This window comes from Novosphingobium humi, from assembly GCF_028607105.1.
Classification (GTDB): Bacteria; Pseudomonadota; Alphaproteobacteria; order Sphingomonadales; family Sphingomonadaceae; genus Novosphingobium; species Novosphingobium humi.
In genome coordinates, this window is record NZ_CP117417.1 from 2,404,688 (window position 1) to 2,423,029 (window position 18,342).

The window sequence follows — 18,342 nt, forward strand, 5'->3', positions numbered from 1 at the left end:
GCTTTCATGCGTTTTCGGCGGCTCAAACTTTCAGGCTTCAAGAGCTTTGTTGAGCCCGCCGAACTGCGCATAGAGCCGGGGCTGACCGGTGTGGTCGGCCCCAACGGCTGCGGCAAATCCAATCTGCTTGAGGCCATCCGCTGGGTGATGGGCGAGAGCAGCCCCAAGTCGTTGCGCGGCGGGGGGATGGAGGATGTGATCTTTGCGGGCACGGCGACGCGCCCGCCGCGCGATTTTGCCGAAGTCATCCTGTCGGCCCATGACAGCGCGGGAGAGGAACTGGAGGTCGTGCGCCGGATCGAGCGCGGCGCGGGTTCGGCCTATCGCATCAATGGGCGCGATGCGCGGCAAAAGGATGTAGCGCTGGTCTTTGCCGATGCGGCAACCGGCGCGCATTCGCCCGCTCTGGTCAGCCAGGGGCGCATCGCCGCCGTCATCAACGCCCGCCCCGCCGAACGCCGCGCGATGCTGGAGGAAGCGGCTGGAATCGCTGGCCTGCATGTGCGCCGCCGCGACGCCGAACAGAAACTGCGCGCGACCGAGGCCAATCTTTCGCGCCTTGAGGATCTGATGGCCGGGCTGGAAAGCCGGATCGCCGGGCTGCGGCGGCAGGCGCGCGCGGCCGAGCGCTACCGCCAACTGTCCGAACAGATCCGCGTGGCCGAGGCGCGGGTGCTGTATGCCCGCTGGCGCGAGGCGGCGCAGGCGGCGGACTATGCCAAGGCCGAAGCCAAACTGGCCGAGGAACGCGCCTTGGCCGCACAATCCCGCGCCGATGCCGCCCAAACCGCGCAGGCCGCCGCCGCTCAGGCCGCCATCGCCACCCGCGAGGCACTGAGCATCGCGCGCGAGGCGGCCAGCGCCAATACCCACCGCCTTGCCGCCTTGAACAGCCATTGGGAAGCGGCGCAGGCGAAATTGGCCGATCTGGACCGGCAACAGGCAAGGCTGGAGGCCGACCGCAATGAGGCCGACCGGCTTACTCATGATGCCGCGCAGGCCTTGCAAAGGCTGCAAAGCGAACTGGACGAAGCGCGGGCGCGACTGGCACAGGCAGAGGCCGAAAGGCCCGCCATGGCGCAGGCCCTTCAGGAAGCAGACAGCAATGCCCGCGCCGCCGAAATCGCCTATGCGCAGGCCAATGCCGAACAGGCGCGCGTCGAGGCCGAGTGGCGCGTGGCCGAGGCGGAAATCGCGCAGGCCAAAACCCGCTGCGCCCGCGCCGAGGCCGATATGGCGCGCAATGGCGAGGCATTGGCCGCGCTTGACCGGGCGGGCGATCCGCTGGCCGATCTGGCCGCCGCCACCGCGCAGCGCGACGAAGCAGGCGCAAGACTGGCGCAGGCGCGCGAAAAGCTGGACGCCGCGCAGGAATGCCGCGCCGTCTTGCTGGGGCGGCGCGATGCCGCCGCCAGCGCGCTTTCGGCGGCCCGCGCCGATTTGGCCGGGATCGAGCGCGAGTTTCAGGCCTTGCAGCGCGACCGCGAGACCCGCGCCAAGGCGCAGAAGAACGCCGCCGGACGCCGGCTCGCGCTTGACCATGTGCGGGCCGCGCCGGGCTATGAGCGGGCACTGGCCGCCGTGCTGGGGCGCGATGCGAAGGCGCCTTTGGGAGCAGCCGGGGCTGAGGGGCGCTTTTGGACCGGGGCCGCGCCGCCGGTGCCGGTCGCGCAGAGTCTGGCCGCGCATGTGCCCGATTGCCCGGAGGAACTGGCGGCCCGACTGGCGCTGGTCTGGGTGGATGAGGATGACGATGGGCGCGAGCTGGCGCCGGGCGAATGGCTGGTAACGCGCGCGGGGCATGTGCGGCGCTGGGACGGGTTTGTGGCGCGGGGTGAAGGCGCGGCGGAGGCGGCACGTATGGAGGCCGACAACCGCTTTCTTGCACTGGAAACGCAGATCCCGCCGCTGCGCGAGGCCCTGGCCCAGGCTGAGGCCGAGTCAGACGCGGTGGCCGGGGCGCTGACGCAGGCGCAGAATGAAGCGGCCTCGCTGGAGCGCGAGGTGGCCGCCGCTGCCGAGGCCGAGCGAGCCGCCCTGCGTGCCATGGATGCCGCCGAGGCCGCCCGCGACCGCGCAGCCGTCCGCCGCGCCGAATTGCAGGCCGCCGCGCTCGACCTGACCCAGCATCGCAATGCGGCAAGAGCCGAACAGGAGGCCGCGCTCGAACACCGGGCCGCCCTGCCTGCGCCCGATACGGGGCGGACGATGCTTGAGGCCGCGCGCCTGAGGCATGAGGCGGCGCGGGCGCATCACCAATCGGCCAACGCCTTGCTGGCCACGCAGGATCAGACCATGGCCGTGGCCCGCGAGAGGGTCCACGCGCAATCGGGCGAGATCCGCAATTGGCAAAACCGCGCCAGCGATGCGGCCAAAAGGCTGGCCCAGATGGCAGGACGGATCGAGGAAATCACGCAGGAGCGTGCCGTCCATGTCGCCCGCCCGTCCGCCATCCGGGCCGAAATCGACGCCGTGGAGCAGGAGCAGCAGGCGCTGAGCCAGACTCAGGCTCAGGCCGAAAGCGCCATGGCGCAGGCGGCACAGGAAGCCACGCAGGCCGAACGCGAATTGGCGGGCGCGCAGGAGGCCTTGCTGGCCGCCCGCGAGGCGCGCGCGGGGGCGCTGGCGCGGTCCGAAAACGAAAACGAACGCCGCGCCGAATTGAACCGCGCATCGGGCGAGCGTTTTCAATGCCCGCCCCCGTTGCTGACCGAGCGTTTCGGCTTTACCGAAACCGGCACGGCGGGCGAGGAAAGCCGCGCCATGGAGCAATGGACCGCGGACCGCGAAAGGCTGGGGCCGGTCAATCTGGTTGCCGCGCAGGAATTGGCTGCTGCCGAGGAACGCGCAGGCGAATCGATCCGCGAAAGGGCCGAGCTGGCCGAAGCGGTCAACCGACTGCGCGGCTCGATCGGCAATTTGAACCGCGAAGGCCGCGAGAGGCTACGCGCCGCTTTCGATGCAGTCGATGGCCATTTCCGTCGCCTGTTCACCACGCTGTTTCAAGGGGGGCAGGCGCATCTGGCGCTGGTCGATTCGGATGATCCGTTGGAAGCGGGGCTGGAAATCTTTGCCCAGCCTCCGGGCAAGCGCCTGCAATCGCTGACGCTGCTTTCGGGCGGGGAACAGGCATTGACGGCGGTGGCGCTGATCTTTGCGCTGTTTTTGACCAACCCCTCGCCGATCTGCGTGCTGGACGAGGTGGACGCGCCGCTTGACGATGCCAATATCGAGCGTTTCTGCGATCTGCTGGAGGCGATGACGCACGAGACGGAGACGCGCTATCTGGTCGTCACCCACAATGCTGTGACGATGAGCCGGATGCACCGCCTGTTCGGCGTGACCATGGTCGAGCGCGGCGTGTCGCGGCTGGTCAGCGTGGATTTAAGCGCGGCCGAACAACTGCTGGCCGAAGCCAGCTAAGCGTTTCCGACCACCAGACAGGCCAGCGCCATCAACAGCCCCGCTAAGCGGTTGGAGCGAAAGCGGGCCAGCGCATTGCCGCCATCGTCCTGTTTCAGCGTCCCCACCTGCCACAGAAAATGCAGCGCCACCGGCAAGAGCGCCGCCAGCGCCAGCCAACCGCCCGCCCCGCCCCCGCGCAGCATCCAGAAATCAGCCGCCCAGCAGGCCACGGCAAAAGTGTAGAGGCCCGCAACCCCGATGCGGACATGGCCGCCAAACGAGAGCGCCGAGGACCCTATACCCACCAGTGCGTCATCCTCGCGGTCCTGCAGCGCATAGATCGTGTCATAGGCCATGCACCACGCCCAGCAGCCCGCGTAGAGCAGCGCAAGGGTGGAAAGATGGGCCAATCCGGCCACCTCGACCCACCCCACCGGCGCCCCCCAGGTGAACACCAGCCCCAGCCAAGCCTGCGGCCATCCGGTAATCCGCTTCATGAAAGGATAGGCCGCCACCAGCGCCAGCGCCCCCAGCGCCACCACTTGCGCCTGCCACCGCAATTGCAGCAGCACGACAAGGCCGATCAAACACAGGCCGATCAGCCATGCCCATGCCGATTTTTTCGACACCCGCCCGCTGGCGATGGGGCGCAGGGCGGTGCGCGCCACGCGGCGGTCGATGTCGACATCCACGATATCATTATAGACACATCCCGCCCCGCGCATCACCACGCTGCCCAGCAACAGCCAGAGCAGCAGACCCCAGCGATGCGCGCCGCCCGCCAGAAGCACACCCCAGGCGCAAGGCCAGAACAGCAGCCACCAGCCGATGGGGCGGTCCAGCCGCGCCAGAGAGGCATAATCGCGCGCCGCTGCGGGCAGCAGCCCCATGATCCCGCGATGTTCGCTGTCGGGTACGATCTGGACGGTTTCGCTCATGCGCCATGCCATAGCGTGGCGCACCGCAATCGGCTAGAGCGCAGGGCATGAGCGATCATCTTCCCGCAACCCCCGCGTGGCCACCGCGCAGCGCGCCGCGCCTGTTTGTTGAAACGCCCCTGTCCGCCGGGGCACAGGTCAGCATTGACGGCCCGCAGGCGCACTATCTGGGCCGGGTGATGCGCGTGGGGCCGGGCGATGCGGTGATCCTGTGCGATGATGTGTCGGGCGAATGGGCCGCGCGCGCCGTCTCGGTGGGCAAGCGCGATCTGGTGCTGGAATGCGTGAACCTGTTACGCGGGCGAGAGGCGGTGCCCGATTTCACGCTTTGCGCGGGGCTGCTCAAAAAGGATCGGTTCGATCTGGTGCTGGAAAAGGCCTGCGAATTGGGGGTGCGCCATATTCAGCCGGTGCTGACCCGTCGCTGCGTGGCGGATAAATTGAATCTGGACCGCGCCCGCGCCACGCTGATCGAGGCAGCCGAGCAATGCGCACGCACCGCCCTGCCCACGATTGCCGCGCCGGTGCGGTTGGATGCCTTGCTGCGCGACTGGGACGCGCCGCGCGCCCTGTTCTTTGCCGACGAGCAGGGCGGCGCGCCCGCACTGGCCACATTTGCCGCCCATTCCGGCCCTGCGGCCTTGCTGACCGGGCCGGAAGGGGGCTTTACCGACGAGGAGCGGGCCGCCATCCGCGCCCACGCATCGGCCCATGCGATCACGCTGGGGCCACGCATTCTGCGAGGCGAAACCGCCTGTATCGCAGCCACCGCGCTGTGGATGGGCGGCATGGGCGACTGGGCTTCAGACTGACAGTGTAGGGTGAATAGATTTTCTCGCTGGCGCAAAGACGTTTGGCCCACTAGGAAGTCGCGCCATGAGCACCCGCGAAGCGACCGACCAACACGATCCCCTGATTTCCGGGCTGGATCAACTTGCCTCTCCGATGCAGGAGGGCGAGAAGCCGCGCGCCCAATGGCGCATCGGCACAGAGCATGAAAAGATTGTCTATCGCGGCACCGACCGCCACGCCCCTGCCTATGACGAGGCGGGCGGCATCCGCGACCTGCTGATGGGGCTGAAACCCTATGGCTGGAGCGAGATCATGGAGGGCGAAAATGTCATCGCCCTGAAAGGCAGCGATGGCGCGGTCAGCCTTGAACCGGCGGGCCAGATCGAACTGTCGGGCGCCCCGCTGGAAAACCTGCATCAGACCGACGCGGAAACCCGCCGCCATATCGATCAGGTCAAATCCGTTGGCGCGAAGAGCAATCTGGGCTTCCTCAGCCTTGGTCTTTACCCGGACAAGCGGCGCGACGAATTGCCGATCATGCCCAAGGGCCGCTATGACATCATGCTGCGCCATATGCCGCGCGTGGGGTCGTTGGGGCTGGATATGATGCTGCGCACCTGCACCATCCAGACCAATCTGGATTACAGCAGCGAAGCCGACATGGCGCAGAAGTTCCGCGTTTCGCTGGCCCTGCAGCCGCTGGCAACCGCACTTTTCGCCAATTCGCCGTTTTTGGAAGGCAAGCCGAACGGCTATCTCTCCTATCGCAGCCATATCTGGTCGGACACCGATCCGGCGCGCACGGGCATGTTGCCCTTCGTGTTCGAGGATGGATTCGGATACGAGCGCTATGTCGACTATATGCTCGACGTGCCGATGTATTTCGTGTTCCGCGAGGGCAAATATATCGATGCTGCGGGCCAGTCCTTCCGCGACTTCCTTGATGGCAAGCTGCCCGCCCTGCCCGGCGAACGCCCGACAATCGGCGACTGGCAGGATCACCTTTCGACCGCCTTCCCCGAAGTGCGTTTGAAGAGTTTTCTCGAAATGCGCGGCGCCGATGGCGGGCCGGTTGAACGGATTGTGGCGCTGCCCGCGCTCTGGGTCGGCCTGCTGTATGATCAGGGCGCGCTCGATGCGGCATGGGATCTGGTCAAGGGCTGGAGCATGGAGGAGCGCGAAACCCTGCGCTCCAGCGTGCCCAAGCTGGCGCTGGATGCGCCGATTGCCGGGGGCCGCTTGGGTGACATCGCGGGCGAAGTGCTGGCCATTGCGCGCAGCGGCCTGAAAGCGCGCGCGCGTCTGAATGCCGAGGGCGCGGATGAAACCCGCTATCTCGACCCGCTCGACGAAATCGTGGCCAGCGGCAAGGTCCCTGCCCAACTCTGGTTGGACAAGTATCTCGGCGAATGGGGCGGCGACCTCAGCCGGGTCTACGACGAAGCCAGCTTCTAAACTATCCGCTTGAGCAGGCGCGTGATCGGCGCGCCTGTTTCGGCCCACGCCCAATATTCGCGATATTTGGCGTCCTGCGACAACAGGTGCCGCTCCTCGGTCTTGGCCCGCCACCAATAGACCGCGCTGACCATGGCCAGAATGGCGGTGTTGCGGATGCAATCGACCAGCGATCCGGTGGGGCTGAGAAAAGGCAGCGTCACCGACCACCAGAACAGGTTCTTGGCCACATAGGCCGGATGGCGGGTCAGGCGATAAGGCCCATGGGTGATGACCCCGCGATAGGTCAGATTGGAAAAGCGCAGGCCAAAGACCAACGTGGCCCAGGCATAGATGCCCGTCAGCATCACCAGCCACGCGCCCCATCCCCACAGCGCCCAATCATGCCCCGCCAGCCATTGCGACCATTCCGCCGTACCGGGGTGATAGTCGAGCGGCCCGTTGCCGCCCATCATGATAAAGGGCGGATAGCACACCAGCGCGGCCACCCAACCGTCAAGATAGGGATTGGCGCTGCGAATATGCGCGTCGAGCGGGCGCAAGGTGAACAGATAGCCGGCCGTGCCGATCTGGACATCCACCATGAACAGCCATGAGATCAGCCAGTTGGCCAGCGTCACCGGATCGCCCAACGTGGCCGCATCGGCATGCACCACCGCCGCAAACCCGCCCGGCAGGATTGAGAACATGAAGGCCGTGAAAAAGCCCTTCACCGCCCAGCGTCGGGCATGGAGCAGCACCGCGCCGCCATCGGCCCCGTCCCGGCCCAAAATCCACGCTCCGCAATGCCACGCCCCGTCGCGCGGATGGATCAATACCCGGTCCAGCCACAGCACGTAAGGCACTGAAAGGAGCGTCATCGGCACCATCGCCATACCGATCAGGCGGATGCCGAAAAGCCAAGGTTGCTGCCAATAAAAGCGAAACAGGCAATAGGCCGTCCCAATCACCGCCCATGTCGCCCACAGGCCCACCAGCTTGATCGCGCTGATGCCCAGCACATCGCGCAAGGGGCGAGGATGCGCCCAGTCGATGCCAGTCGAGACCCGCCGATGCACCTTGTCCACCAGCACCGACCACATGGCCATCGCGCCCGAAGACAGAGCCAGCGCCAACAACGCCGCATAGGGCCCGGCCAAAGGCTCGCGTGGCCCGCCCAGATCGAGCGCCCCGGCCACCATCGGCCACGACCGGCAGACCATCACCCAGGCCACCAGCACGGCCAGCCCCACCAGCCCCACGCCGGCGGAGACATCACTTTGCGGTCGGGCGACAACAGAAGGGCCGGTGGAACAATCCATTCCACCGGCCCTATCAGCCACAGGTTAAGACTGCGGAAATGCTCTTACTTCAGTGCGGTGATCCGGCCGGAATCGTCCAGAAGGTAAAGGATGCCATTGGCCACGATCGGGGCCAGCGTGATCGGCGCCTTCACCTCGGTGTAGAACTTGGAAACACCGTCCATCGCGCTGACCACATGAACCTCGCCCCGGCTGTTGGCCACCCACAGGCGATCGCCGGCCAGCACCGGGCCGGTCCAGAAGATCGGGCCTTCCTTTTTCTTGGGCTTGGTCCAGCGGTTGAGCTGGGCCACCCAGCGCACCTTGCCGCTGTTCTTGGCAATGCACAGCAGCTTGGCCTCATCGGTCAGGGTAAAGATCCAGTCGCCCGCAATCGCCGGGGTGGAAATGCCCGCCAGATTAAGCTCCCACAGACGCTGGCCGGTGACGAGTTCATAGGCCGCCATACGCCCGCCCTGACCCAGCGCATAGACATGGCCGCGGTCGATGATCGGGTCGGCGTCAATATCGGTCAGCACGCCCACCATCGTGGACAGCGAGGTGCGCGCCAGTGCGTCATTCCACAGTGTGCGCCCGTTTTCATAACGATAGGCGATCAGCTCGCCCGTCGAAAAACCGGCCACCACCGAGCCCTGCCCGGCCGCAGGGGCCGCCACGCCGAACACGCCCGTTGCGCCCAGCGAGGCCGATTCCTGCCACAGGCCGGTGCCGTCCTCGATCTTCAGCGCATGGATTTCGTTGTTCTGCGTCATCACATAGACCGCGCCGAAGGCCACCGTGGGCGAACCACGCAGCGGACCGCCGGGGCGAACCTTCCATACGATGTTACCAGTCTTGGCATCCAGCGCGGCAACATCGCCAACACCGGTCGTCACATAGACGCGGCCCGAGTCGTACGAAGCGCCGCCGCCGAACACCGCCTCGCCCGCGCCGCCCGTGACGGCAAGAGATTGGGTCCATTGCGGCGCGCCCGTGGCCGCATCAAAGGCATGCAGCACACCATCGGTATCGAACACGAACATCGAGCCGCCGCCCACAACCGGCGCCGCGCCCAGACGCCGCCGCACGTTCGAACCGGCCACTTGCACCTGCCAGATTGGCTTGGGGTTTTCGCCCAGCGCCAGATTGCCGTAGCTCTTGGCCGCCGAACCGCCCGGCTGGGCCCATTCGGCATTGGGCTGGGCCAGCGGCAGCACAACGGCCATCGTGGCAATATCCATATCCGCCTGTGCCGAGGATTCGACGCGGCTCAGGATCGGTTCGCGCTTGCCGGTGGTGGGCGTGGTTGGCTTGGGCTTGCGGCCCAGCCTGGGTCCGCCGCCGCAGGCCGAGAGCGCCGCGATCAGCGCCACGGACAGCAGCGCGCGGCCGGGCTGACGACAAAAGGAAGCAAAAGACTTCATGAGGCAGGTCCTTAAGGTCCGTCAGGAATGGATCAGGGCTGGGTCGTGGCGGGGGCCGCCGGCGTCGCCGCGCCGGGCTTGCCCACCATCAGGGGGATTTCAGGCGTGGCCGCCTTGGCCGCCTTTTGTGAACGCGACGCCTGGGCCGAAGCGGGGGCCGGAGCGGGGGCCGGACCCGCTGCCGCCGCGGGAGCAGCCGCAGGCGCGGCCATGGGTGCGGCGCCCGGCTGGGGCGCATTCATCTCAATCGGGCGCGCCACATCGTCCACCGCATCAAAACCCAACTGGCTGGCAACCTGCCGCACGCGGGCGCGCAGGGATTCGGGCTGGTCCTTGTCCTTGGCAATCGCGCCGAACAGCGGCGCGGCCAGTTCCTTCTTACCCTGTTTCAGATAAGCCAGACCCAGCAATTCGCCCGCCGCACCAAACCACGGCGCGCCTGGCGCGGCCAGAGGCTTGAGCTTGGCGACAACCTCTTCGGGCTTCATCTGGTCATAGTTCAGCGAGACCTGACGCAGCGTGGCGAAATCGCGGTAGGTCTGCGGCGCATTGGCATCGGCCGCCACGGCGGCATAACGCGTGGCAGCGTCCTGCGCCTTGCCCTGCCCGGCCAGCAGACCGGCCTCGACCAGCCGCGCGACCACCGCCGAACCGGAATCGCCATCGGCGGCCAGACCATCGAGCGTCTTGTTGGCCAGATCCGTGCGGCTCGCCTCAATCTGGTCCAGCGCAATGGTGAGCTGTTCGGCCCGCGTGGCCGATTGCTGTTCCTGATGATGGCCCCACCACAGATAGCCGCCCAGCGCCGCCAAGCCCAGCACCAACCCAGCGCCCACCGGCTTGCCATAGCGGCGGACGGCGGACATCATCTGATCCTCGCGCAATGCGTCATCCACCTCGCGCAGGAAAGCGTCGCCCTGCTGGGCCTGTTGTGCGGCCAGTTGCTGGGCGCGGGTCTGAGGAGGAGTAGGACGCAGGGCCAAGGGACTTCACTTCCTGATCATCGATGCGGGCGAAAAAGTCACACCGCGGGTAAAAAACGAAACTGCCGTTTAGCGGATGGGCCGGGCTTTTCAACGGCAATGAGACGGCAGGTTAACAATGGTCCGGCAACAGATCGGCAATCATGGGAAACTATTGCGCCCCATCGCCTGTCCGTAAAGGGCACGGTAACGATCGACCATGGTCTTTTCGTCATATTCCGCGTTGGCCAGCGCGCGATTCGCCTGTCCCACCGTGCGGCGCAGGTCCGCATCCGCCGCCAAATGGGCCAGTTGTGCGGCCAATGCCGCCTCATCGCCAGCAGGCGCCAGGAAAGGCCGGTTTTCCCCCGAAAGCATCGGCGCCACATCGCCCACATCCGGGCTGACCACGGCCAGCCCGGCGGCCATGGCCTCAACCACGCTGATCGGGAACTGCTCGCTGTCGGACGAGAGCGCAAAAAGGTCGAACAGCCCCACCACCTTGGCCGGATCGCCGACATGGCCGGGCAGATGGACCCGGTGCGCAATATCCAGCCGCAGCGCCTCCTCGCGGATCACCTCACGCTCCGGCCCATCGCCCGCGATCACCAATTGCCATGGTTCGGGCAAGGCAGCAAAGGCCCGCACCAGACGCGGCAGGTTCTTGACCGGCCGCAGCCCCGCCAACGTGCCCAGCCACAATTCCCCCTTGCGCTTGATCACGCGGGGCAAAGCATCGGGGCGAGGCTTGGCCGCATAGGCGGCCGTGCGGATGCCGTTGGGGATGCGGTGGACCTTGCCCGCCGGCTGTTGCCACACGTCGCGCGCGATGCTCTCCAAACGCTGCGAACAGACCACCAGCGCGCTGGTTCGGCCCAGCGCGATCCGGCGATACCAGTTACGGCTGGATTTCAGGCTGATCACCTCGTCCTGATTGAACCCGTCCTCATGGTGGACCAAAGGCGGCAGACGCAGGATCTGGGCAAACAGCGTATGAGCCAGCACCGCATCCATCGCGCCGAAATTATAGGTCAGCACAAGGTCATGGTCCGACATCGCGCTGGCCAGCGCAATCAGCCGCTTGGGGGTCGGCTTGCCCTGAAGCGAGGGAAAGTCGGTGCCTGCCTGCCAACGGATACCGGGCATGATACGGCGGGTGGCCTCCATCGCATCGGGCATGGCCGAGACGATCGTATGGGCCACCCCCGCGCCAAAGGCGTTGATCAGCTGAACGCAGCGCAATTCCTTGCCGCCGGGGTTAAAGCTGGAATGGAGATGCAGGACACGCAAGGGATTGACGCTCATGCCTGTTGCGCCACCCGTTCCAGCAGGCGCTCGATGGCCTGCACCGCTTCGGGTTCATCCAGCGTGGGCGCATGACCGACCCGGCGCACGCTGACCGCAACGGCATCGGGAATACGCCGCGCCATTTCGCCCAGCGTTTCGGTGGACAACAGATCCGACAATTCCCCGCGCAGCAGCAGCAAAGGCCTTCCGGCAAGCGCCATATAGCCGGGCCACAGATCGACCCCCGCCTCGCCGCCGGGGCGCTCGAAAGGCTCGGCGATCTTCATGTCGTAATCATAGACGATGCGACCGTTCTGGCCCACCGTCATCACGCGCTTGGCCATGGCCAGCCATTGATGCACGTCATAATCGGGGAAGGATGCGCTCTGCTCCTCCTCCAGCGCGCGGGCGGCGTGCATCCATGTGGGAAAGCTGCGCCCCTGCCCCACATAATCGCGGATGCGGGCAAGGCCGGATGGCTCGATCACCGGACCGATGTCGTTGAGCACAGCGCCCGCAAGCCGCTTGGCGTCGATCATCGCCAACAGCATCGCCATCAGCCCGCCCAGCGAGGTGCCGACCACCACAAAGCGCTCGATCCGCAATTCATCGAAGAGCGCGTTGATGTCCTGCACATATTGCAGTGGGTTATACGTGGCCGAATTTTTGGCATATTGCGAATCGCCGCGCCCGCGCATGTCCGGGCAGATCACCCGCCATTGCCCCGCGATCCGCCCCGCCAGCCCTTCGAAATCGCGTGCGTTGCGCGTCAGACCCGGCAGACAGACCACCACCGGACGATCCGCCGGTCCGGCATAATCACGATAGTGCAAACGCAGCCCATCGGGGCTTTGCCAGAATTGATCGGTATATGTGTTCATGGCCTTGCGGGCGCTTCCTTATCGCAATTTTGCGCAGGCACGGCTTGCGCCCCGCCGCTTATGCGCCCACTTATTGCCCCATGCGCCATGAACCGCAAGCGAATGCCTACGCCCCCGATCCGCAAATCCTCCGTCTGGCCCCATGGCTGGGCGATCCGGTTGCGCCCGCCGACTTTCCGAAAGGCCTGCTGCGCTGGCGCAATGACCGCTGGGCGCGGGACGTCGGGCTGGCGGATTTCGACGATGCGGGGTGGGTTGTACATTTCGGACGGTTCGCACCTTTGGACGGCAATCTGCCGCAACCTTTGGCGCTGCGCTATCATGGTCATCAGTTTGGCGTGTATAATCCAGAACTGGGCGATGGACGCGGGTTTCTGTTTGCCCAGATGCGCGATGGCGCCGGACGGCTGATCGACCTCGGCACCAAGGGTTCGGGGCAGACGCCGTGGAGCCGGCAGGGCGATGGCCGTCTGACGCTTAAGGGGGCGGTGCGCGAAATTCTGGCAACCGAGATGTTGGAGGCTTTGGGCGCGAACACCTCCAAGACTTTCAGCGTGATCGAAACCGGCGAGGCGCTGTGGCGCGGCGATGAGCCCTCGCCCACCCGATCGGCGGTGCTGGTACGGATGAGCCATGGCCATATCCGCATCGGCACGTTTCAGCGCCTGCTGGTGCTGGAAGAGGCCGAGCATATGGCCGAACTGGTCAATTATGCGCTGGCGCAATTTCCCGGCCCGCCGCCGCCCCCCGATGCGCCGGGCCGCGACCAACCCGCCATCATTCTGCTGCATCAGGTGGTCGAACGGCTTGCCGATATGGCCGCGTCCTATGTCGCGGCAGGCTTTGTCCATGGCGTGTTGAACACCGACAACATGAACATTTCGGGCGAAAGTTTCGACTATGGCCCCTGGCGCTGGCTGCCGCGATGGGATGCCGATTTCACGGCGGCCTATTTCGATCATGCGGGCCGCTATCGCTTTGGCAAACAGGCAGAGGCGATCAAGTGGAATTGCGGGCAAATGGCCGTCTCGCTGCGCCTGCTGGTGACCGATACGGCGCCGCTGATTGCCGCGCTCGACCGGTTTGACGGCTTGTATCAGGCGGCGCTGGCGCGGCGAGTACTGTGGCGGCTGGGGCTGAAACCGTTGGGAGATGAACCCGACGGCGCGCTGCTGGCCGCGGCGGGCGCACACATGCGCGAAGAGCAGATGTCGCCCGATGTTTTCTTCCACCTTTTTCGCGGCGCGCCTGACGAGGTCATGTCGCTGCTGCGCGAAGGATCGCCGCTGCGTGCCGCTCTGGCCTCCTATGGGCCGGTCGAGGATGTCCGCGCGCATCCCGCATGGCAGGCCCCCGCCCCCGATAACCACATCGAGACGGTCGAAAGCCTCTGGTTGGCCATCGACCGTGATGACGACTGGGGGCCGCTCCATCGCCATATCGCGGCCATACGCGCACTGGGCGATGCCCTTGGCGAACCGCCGATACCGGCAGGACATGATTTTTCGTCAGACACTTAGCCAATTACCGCAAGAAAAACCGGAGGCGGACATTAAGAATTTGCCAACCTAGATTGGTCTAGACTTGGCAAGTGAGGTGGCCTGCTCGCCGCCTGCCCCCTTGCGGATACCGAACTTTGTCAGCCAGCGCCCTTGCCACTCTGCCCGATGACACACCCGATCCCGTGATATCGCGCGATCCGGCCAGCGGCGCGGTGCTGAGGCAGACCTGGCCGACTGATCTTGAGGCCCAGATCGCCTCAGCGCGCGCGGCCTATGCCGGATGGGCCTGCCAACCCCTCTCCGCGCGGGTAGATGCGGTTCGCCGCCTGACCGGGGCGCTGCGCCAGCGATCGCAGGAATTTGCCGAAACCATCGCACGCGATACCGGACGCCCCATGTGGGACTGCTTTGCCGAGGTCGAGGCCGCGCTGGCCCGCGTCGATGGCTGTGTGCGGGCCTATGCCGACCGCTGCGCCCACCGGCGGCATGAAAGCGGCGCGAATGGCGCGGTGGCCGTGCGACACAAGCCGATGGGCGTGCTGGCCGTCATCACCACATTCTGCCAGCCGATGCTGACGCCGCTCTCGCATATCGCGCCAGCGATTCTGGCGGGCAATGCGGTTGTCTTCAAACCGTCCAGCCGCGCCCTGCCCACAGCCATGCTGATCGAGGATTGCGTCAAGCGCGCGGGTCTGGCCGCCAATATCGTCCAGATCGCCGTGGCGCAGGGCGAGGCGGCGACGGATCTGGCGCTGCATGACGGCGTGGACGGCGTGCTCTTTTCCGGATCGACCCAGGTAGGGCAAAATCTGGCACGGCGCATTGCCGGACGGCCGGGCAAACTGCTCTCGCTGGACATGGGCGGCAACAATGCCATCGTGGTCTGGGATACGCCCCAGATCGAGGATGCCGCGATGCTGGTCGTGCAATCGGCCTTCACCGCCTCGGGCCAGCGGGCCACCTGCGCGCGCCGTCTGATCGTGGCCGAGTCGATGGCCGAGCCTCTGCTGGGGGCGGTCAAACGTCTGGCCGACCGGATCATCTGCGGCGCGCCGAGTGATGAGACCACGCCCTTCATGGGGCCGTTGATCGACAATCGCGCCGCCGACGGGCTGGTGCAGAGCTTTATCTGGCTCATGTCGCGCGGAGGGCGGCCAATCAAGCATATGGCCCGCCTCGACCCGCAGCGACCTTTTATCAGCCCCGCGATCATCGATGTCACAGATATGCGCGAAAGGCCCGATGTCGAATTGTTCGGCCCGCTGCTGCAGGTCATCCGCGTTCCCGATTTCGACACCGCCATCGCCCAGGCCAATGCCACGCGCTATGGGCTGGTTTCGACGCTGATCGGGGGGACGCAGGAGGAATATAACCGATTCTGGGCCAATGTCCGCACTGGACTGACGCATTGGAACCGGGCAACCATCACGGAATTGCCCGGCGTGCCCTCGGGCGGCGTCGGCTTGTCGGGCAATTTTCGCCCCGGTGGTTATTACGAGGCCGATTCCTGCGCCTATCCGGTCAGCTCGGCCGAGATGGACCATCCGCGCGCGATGATCGGCACGGGCTTTGCCTCCGAAATCTAAGATCGAAATCTGACATTTGTATGATTTGATCGCCAGTTTCGGGATGCGTTGAACCCTTTCTTGCGCCATGGAGCAGGGCGAAAGGATTGAACATGACGCAGCCCGAAACCCGCAATGACGGTATGCCCTATGCCATTGCCGCCTACCTGATCTGGGGGTTGCTGCCGCTCTATCTGCGACAGGTGCATGACGTGCCGCCGTTTGAATTCGTGGGCTGGCGTACCCTGTTCACCCTGCCCGCATGCGCGCTGGCGCTGGTCGTGCTGCGTCAGGGGGCGGCCTTGCGCGCGGCCTTGAGCGATGGGCGCAAGGTGATGGCGTTGACGGCTTCGGCACTGCTGATCGGGGCAAACTGGACCACCTATGTCGTGATGATCCAGCAGGGGCATATCTTTGCCGCCAGCCTTGGCTATTACATCAACCCGTTGATGAATGTCGTGCTGGGCACCTTCCTGCTGGGCGAAAAGCTGAACCGGGCGCAATGGGTGGCGGTGGCGCTGGCGGCGGTGGGCGTGGTGATCCTGGCCTCGGGCGCGGCCGAAACGCTGGGATGGAGCCTAGCGCTGGCGGCGACTTTCTCAGGCTATGGTCTGGTGCGGAAAAAGGCACCGGTGGCCGCGCTGCCCGGCCTGTCGATTGAGGCGGGGATACTGGCTCTGCCCGCCGTGGCAATGATTGCGCTGGGCCATGGGCCTTTGGGCATCACGCTGGGTCAAGGCAACGGGGTGCATGACGCGCTGGTGGCCATGTCGGGGGTGATCACGGCTGTGCCGCTGGTGCTATTTGCCATGGCAGCCCAGAGGATGAACTATTCCATCCTCGGCTTCGTCCAGTTCCTTGCCCCCACGCTGGTGTTCTTTCAGGGTCTGCTGCTGTTTCACGAGCCGCTGCAATCGGCCCAATTGGCCAGTTTTGTGTTGATCTGGGCCGCGCTGGCGGTGTTCAGCTGGGATATGTGGCGGCGGCGATAAGGAGGGCGTGAGGATGGATGCGGTTCTGGAAGGCGGATGCGGTTGCGGCCATGTGCGCTATCGGGCGCAGGGTATGCCGATCCTCGTCAACAATTGCCATTGCCGCCAATGCCAACAGCAGACCGGCTCGACTGGCGTGGTCAATGCCTTTTACGAGGCCGAGGCGGTCGAACTGCTCTGCGGCGCGCTGGTGGAAAATACCGTCAGATCGGGCAGCGGCGGAGCGCACACGATCTGTCGCTGTGGCCAATGCGGCGTCGCCCTGTGGAGCTTCTATCCCCGGCTGGGGCGGCTTGGTCTGGGGCTGCGCGTGACCACGCTCGACACGCCCGAAGTCATACGCCCCGATGCAGTGATCTACGTCAGCGAGGCATTGCCATGGGTGGCCCTGCCCGCCGATATTCCGCAATTTGCCACTACTTACAAACCGGCCGAGGTATTGCCGCCGGATCGATTGGCCCGGCTGATGGCCATGGCCGCGCGACGCAAGGCCGGCGAAGGCTGAAAGACCCAAGCAAAAGGGGCGGCGGCCGATATGGCCCCGCCCCTTTCCTTTACCATCGGTCAGCCTGAAATCAGGCGGCCGCTTCCTTGCCCTTGAGGACGCGGACAGGTTCCTTGCGACCTTCAACCACGTCCTTGTCCACCACAACTTCGGCAATGTCCGTTTCGGTCGGCAGGTCGAACATCGTGTCAAGCAGCAGCCCTTCGACGATCGAACGCAGGCCGCGCGCGCCGGTCTTGCGCTCGATGGCCTTCTTGGCGATGGCTTCGAGCGCATCGTCGGTGAAGGTCAGTTTGACGTTTTCCAGATCGAACAGCTTGGCATATTGCTTGATCAGCGCATTCTTGGGCTCGCGCAGGATCTGTACCAGCGCGGGAATGTCGAGATCATTGAGCGTGGCAATCACCGGCAGACGACCGATGAATTCGGGGATCAGGCCGAATTTCTGCAAATCTTCCGGCTCAGCCTTCTGCAGCAATTCGCCCACCTTGCGCTTTTCCGGGTCGGCAACATGGGCGCCAAACCCGATCGAACGCTTTTGCAGACGGTCGGCGATGATCTTTTCAAGGCCCGCAAAGGCGCCGCCACAGATGAACAGGATGTTGGTCGTGTCCACCTGCAGGAATTCCTGCTGCGGATGCTTGCGCCCGCCCTGCGGCGGCACACTAGCGGTGGTGCCTTCCATCAGCTTGAGAAGAGCCTGCTGAACACCCTCGCCCGACACGTCGCGGGTAATCGAGGGGTTTTCGGCCTTGCGGCTGATCTTGTCGATTTCGTCGATATAGACGATGCCCTGCTGCGCCTTTTCGACATTATAGTCGCTGGCCTGCAGCAGCTTGAGGATGATGTTTTCCACGTCCTCGCCCACATAACCGGCCTCGGTCAGCGTGGTGGCGTCAGCCATGGTGAAGGGCACGTCGAACGTTTTGGCCAGCGTCTGGGCCAGCAGCGTCTTGCCCGAACCGGTGGGGCCCACCAGCAGGATGTTCGACTTGGACAGTTCGACATCGCCGCCCTTGCCGCTGTGCTTCAAACGCTTGTAATGGTTATGCACCGCCACCGACAGCACGCGCTTGGCGCGGTCTTGGCCGATCACATAATCATTGAGCGTCTCGAAAATCTCGCGCGGGCTGACCACGCCGCCATCGCGCTTGCCTGCGATGCCGCCCTTGGTTTCCTCGCGGATGATATCATTGCACAGTTCGACGCACTCATCGCAGATGAACACGGTCGGGCCCGCGATCAGCTTGCGCACCTCATGCTGGCTCTTGCCACAAAAGCTGCAGTACAGGGTGCTCTTGGCGTCGGATCCGCTCAGTTTCGTCATGCTTTTTCCCAAATGGCCCGCGTGGAG

14 protein-coding genes are annotated in these 18,342 nt (G+C 65.3%); 7 read left to right on the forward strand and 7 right to left on the reverse strand.

From position 1 onward, the window contains the following. Positions 1 to 6 precede the first annotated feature (6 nt). Positions 7 to 3,423, forward strand: coding sequence for a chromosome segregation SMC family protein (locus PQ457_RS11315; protein WP_273616961.1), 3,417 nt, complete (start codon positions 7 to 9; stop codon positions 3,421 to 3,423). Here PQ457_RS11315 and ubiA read toward each other — a convergent pair. After that, the gene (gene ubiA, locus PQ457_RS11320; protein ID WP_273616962.1) at positions 3,420 to 4,343 is read right to left on the reverse strand and encodes a 4-hydroxybenzoate octaprenyltransferase; all 924 of its coding nucleotides are present in this window, start codon (positions 4,341 to 4,343) and stop codon (positions 3,420 to 3,422) included. The genes PQ457_RS11315 and ubiA overlap by 4 nt on opposite strands. Before the next feature lie 47 nt (positions 4,344 to 4,390). Here ubiA and PQ457_RS11325 point away from each other — a divergent pair, with 47 nt between their 5' ends. Together PQ457_RS11325 and PQ457_RS11330 are read left to right on the forward strand one after the other, a co-directional pair. Beyond that, positions 4,391 to 5,155: a 16S rRNA (uracil(1498)-N(3))-methyltransferase gene (locus PQ457_RS11325; protein WP_273616963.1), complete on the forward strand. Its 765-nt coding sequence runs from the start codon at positions 4,391 to 4,393 to the stop codon at positions 5,153 to 5,155. 64 nt (positions 5,156 to 5,219) lie between these two features. Further along, complete coding sequence (locus PQ457_RS11330; RefSeq protein WP_273616964.1) at positions 5,220 to 6,590, forward strand: glutamate--cysteine ligase; 1,371 nt, start codon at positions 5,220 to 5,222, stop codon at positions 6,588 to 6,590. Here the strand turns inward: PQ457_RS11330 and PQ457_RS11335 are convergent. The 5 genes from PQ457_RS11335 to PQ457_RS11355 all read right to left on the reverse strand — a co-directional run bounded on the left by PQ457_RS11335 (position 6,587) and on the right by PQ457_RS11355 (position 12,424). Then, positions 6,587 to 7,891, reverse strand: a complete 1,305-nt coding sequence (locus PQ457_RS11335) for a methyltransferase family protein (protein ID WP_273616965.1) — start codon at positions 7,889 to 7,891, stop codon at positions 6,587 to 6,589. The two genes, PQ457_RS11330 and PQ457_RS11335, sit on opposite strands and share 4 nt — an antisense overlap. Before the next feature lie 44 nt (positions 7,892 to 7,935). Continuing rightward, positions 7,936 to 9,294 (reverse strand): outer membrane protein assembly factor BamB family protein, encoded by a 1,359-nt coding sequence (locus PQ457_RS11340; RefSeq protein ID WP_273616966.1) that lies wholly within the window; start codon positions 9,292 to 9,294, stop codon positions 7,936 to 7,938. Between the two features lie 32 nt (positions 9,295 to 9,326). Beyond that, the gene (locus PQ457_RS11345; RefSeq protein WP_273616967.1) at positions 9,327 to 10,277 is read right to left on the reverse strand and encodes a tetratricopeptide repeat protein; all 951 of its coding nucleotides are present in this window, start codon (positions 10,275 to 10,277) and stop codon (positions 9,327 to 9,329) included. 141 nt (positions 10,278 to 10,418) lie between these two features. Next, positions 10,419 to 11,561, reverse strand: coding sequence for a glycosyltransferase family 4 protein (locus PQ457_RS11350; RefSeq protein WP_273616968.1), 1,143 nt, complete (start codon positions 11,559 to 11,561; stop codon positions 10,419 to 10,421). Continuing rightward, positions 11,558 to 12,424, reverse strand: coding sequence for an alpha/beta fold hydrolase (locus PQ457_RS11355; protein WP_273616969.1), 867 nt, complete (start codon positions 12,422 to 12,424; stop codon positions 11,558 to 11,560). The genes PQ457_RS11350 and PQ457_RS11355 overlap by 4 nt, the downstream gene beginning before the upstream one ends. Before the next feature lie 80 nt (positions 12,425 to 12,504). Here PQ457_RS11355 and PQ457_RS11360 point away from each other — a divergent pair, with 80 nt between their 5' ends. The 4 genes from PQ457_RS11360 (at position 12,505) to PQ457_RS11375 (ending at position 16,988) form a co-directional block, all read left to right on the forward strand. Continuing rightward, the gene (locus PQ457_RS11360; RefSeq protein ID WP_273616970.1) at positions 12,505 to 13,944 is read left to right on the forward strand and encodes a protein adenylyltransferase SelO family protein; all 1,440 of its coding nucleotides are present in this window, start codon (positions 12,505 to 12,507) and stop codon (positions 13,942 to 13,944) included. A gap of 116 nt (positions 13,945 to 14,060) precedes the next feature. After that, complete coding sequence (locus PQ457_RS11365) at positions 14,061 to 15,512, forward strand: aldehyde dehydrogenase family protein (protein WP_273616971.1); 1,452 nt, start codon at positions 14,061 to 14,063, stop codon at positions 15,510 to 15,512. Between the two features lie 92 nt (positions 15,513 to 15,604). Next, positions 15,605 to 16,483, forward strand: a complete 879-nt coding sequence (gene rarD, locus PQ457_RS11370) for an EamA family transporter RarD (protein ID WP_273616972.1) — start codon at positions 15,605 to 15,607, stop codon at positions 16,481 to 16,483. Positions 16,484 to 16,496: 13 nt separating this feature from the next. Beyond that, positions 16,497 to 16,988, forward strand: coding sequence for a GFA family protein (locus tag PQ457_RS11375; protein ID WP_273616973.1), 492 nt, complete (start codon positions 16,497 to 16,499; stop codon positions 16,986 to 16,988). Between the two features lie 70 nt (positions 16,989 to 17,058). Here PQ457_RS11375 and clpX read toward each other — a convergent pair whose 3' ends face one another. Continuing rightward, positions 17,059 to 18,315, reverse strand: coding sequence for an ATP-dependent Clp protease ATP-binding subunit ClpX (gene clpX / locus PQ457_RS11380; protein ID WP_273616974.1), 1,257 nt, complete (start codon positions 18,313 to 18,315; stop codon positions 17,059 to 17,061). Positions 18,316 to 18,342 lie beyond the last annotated feature (27 nt).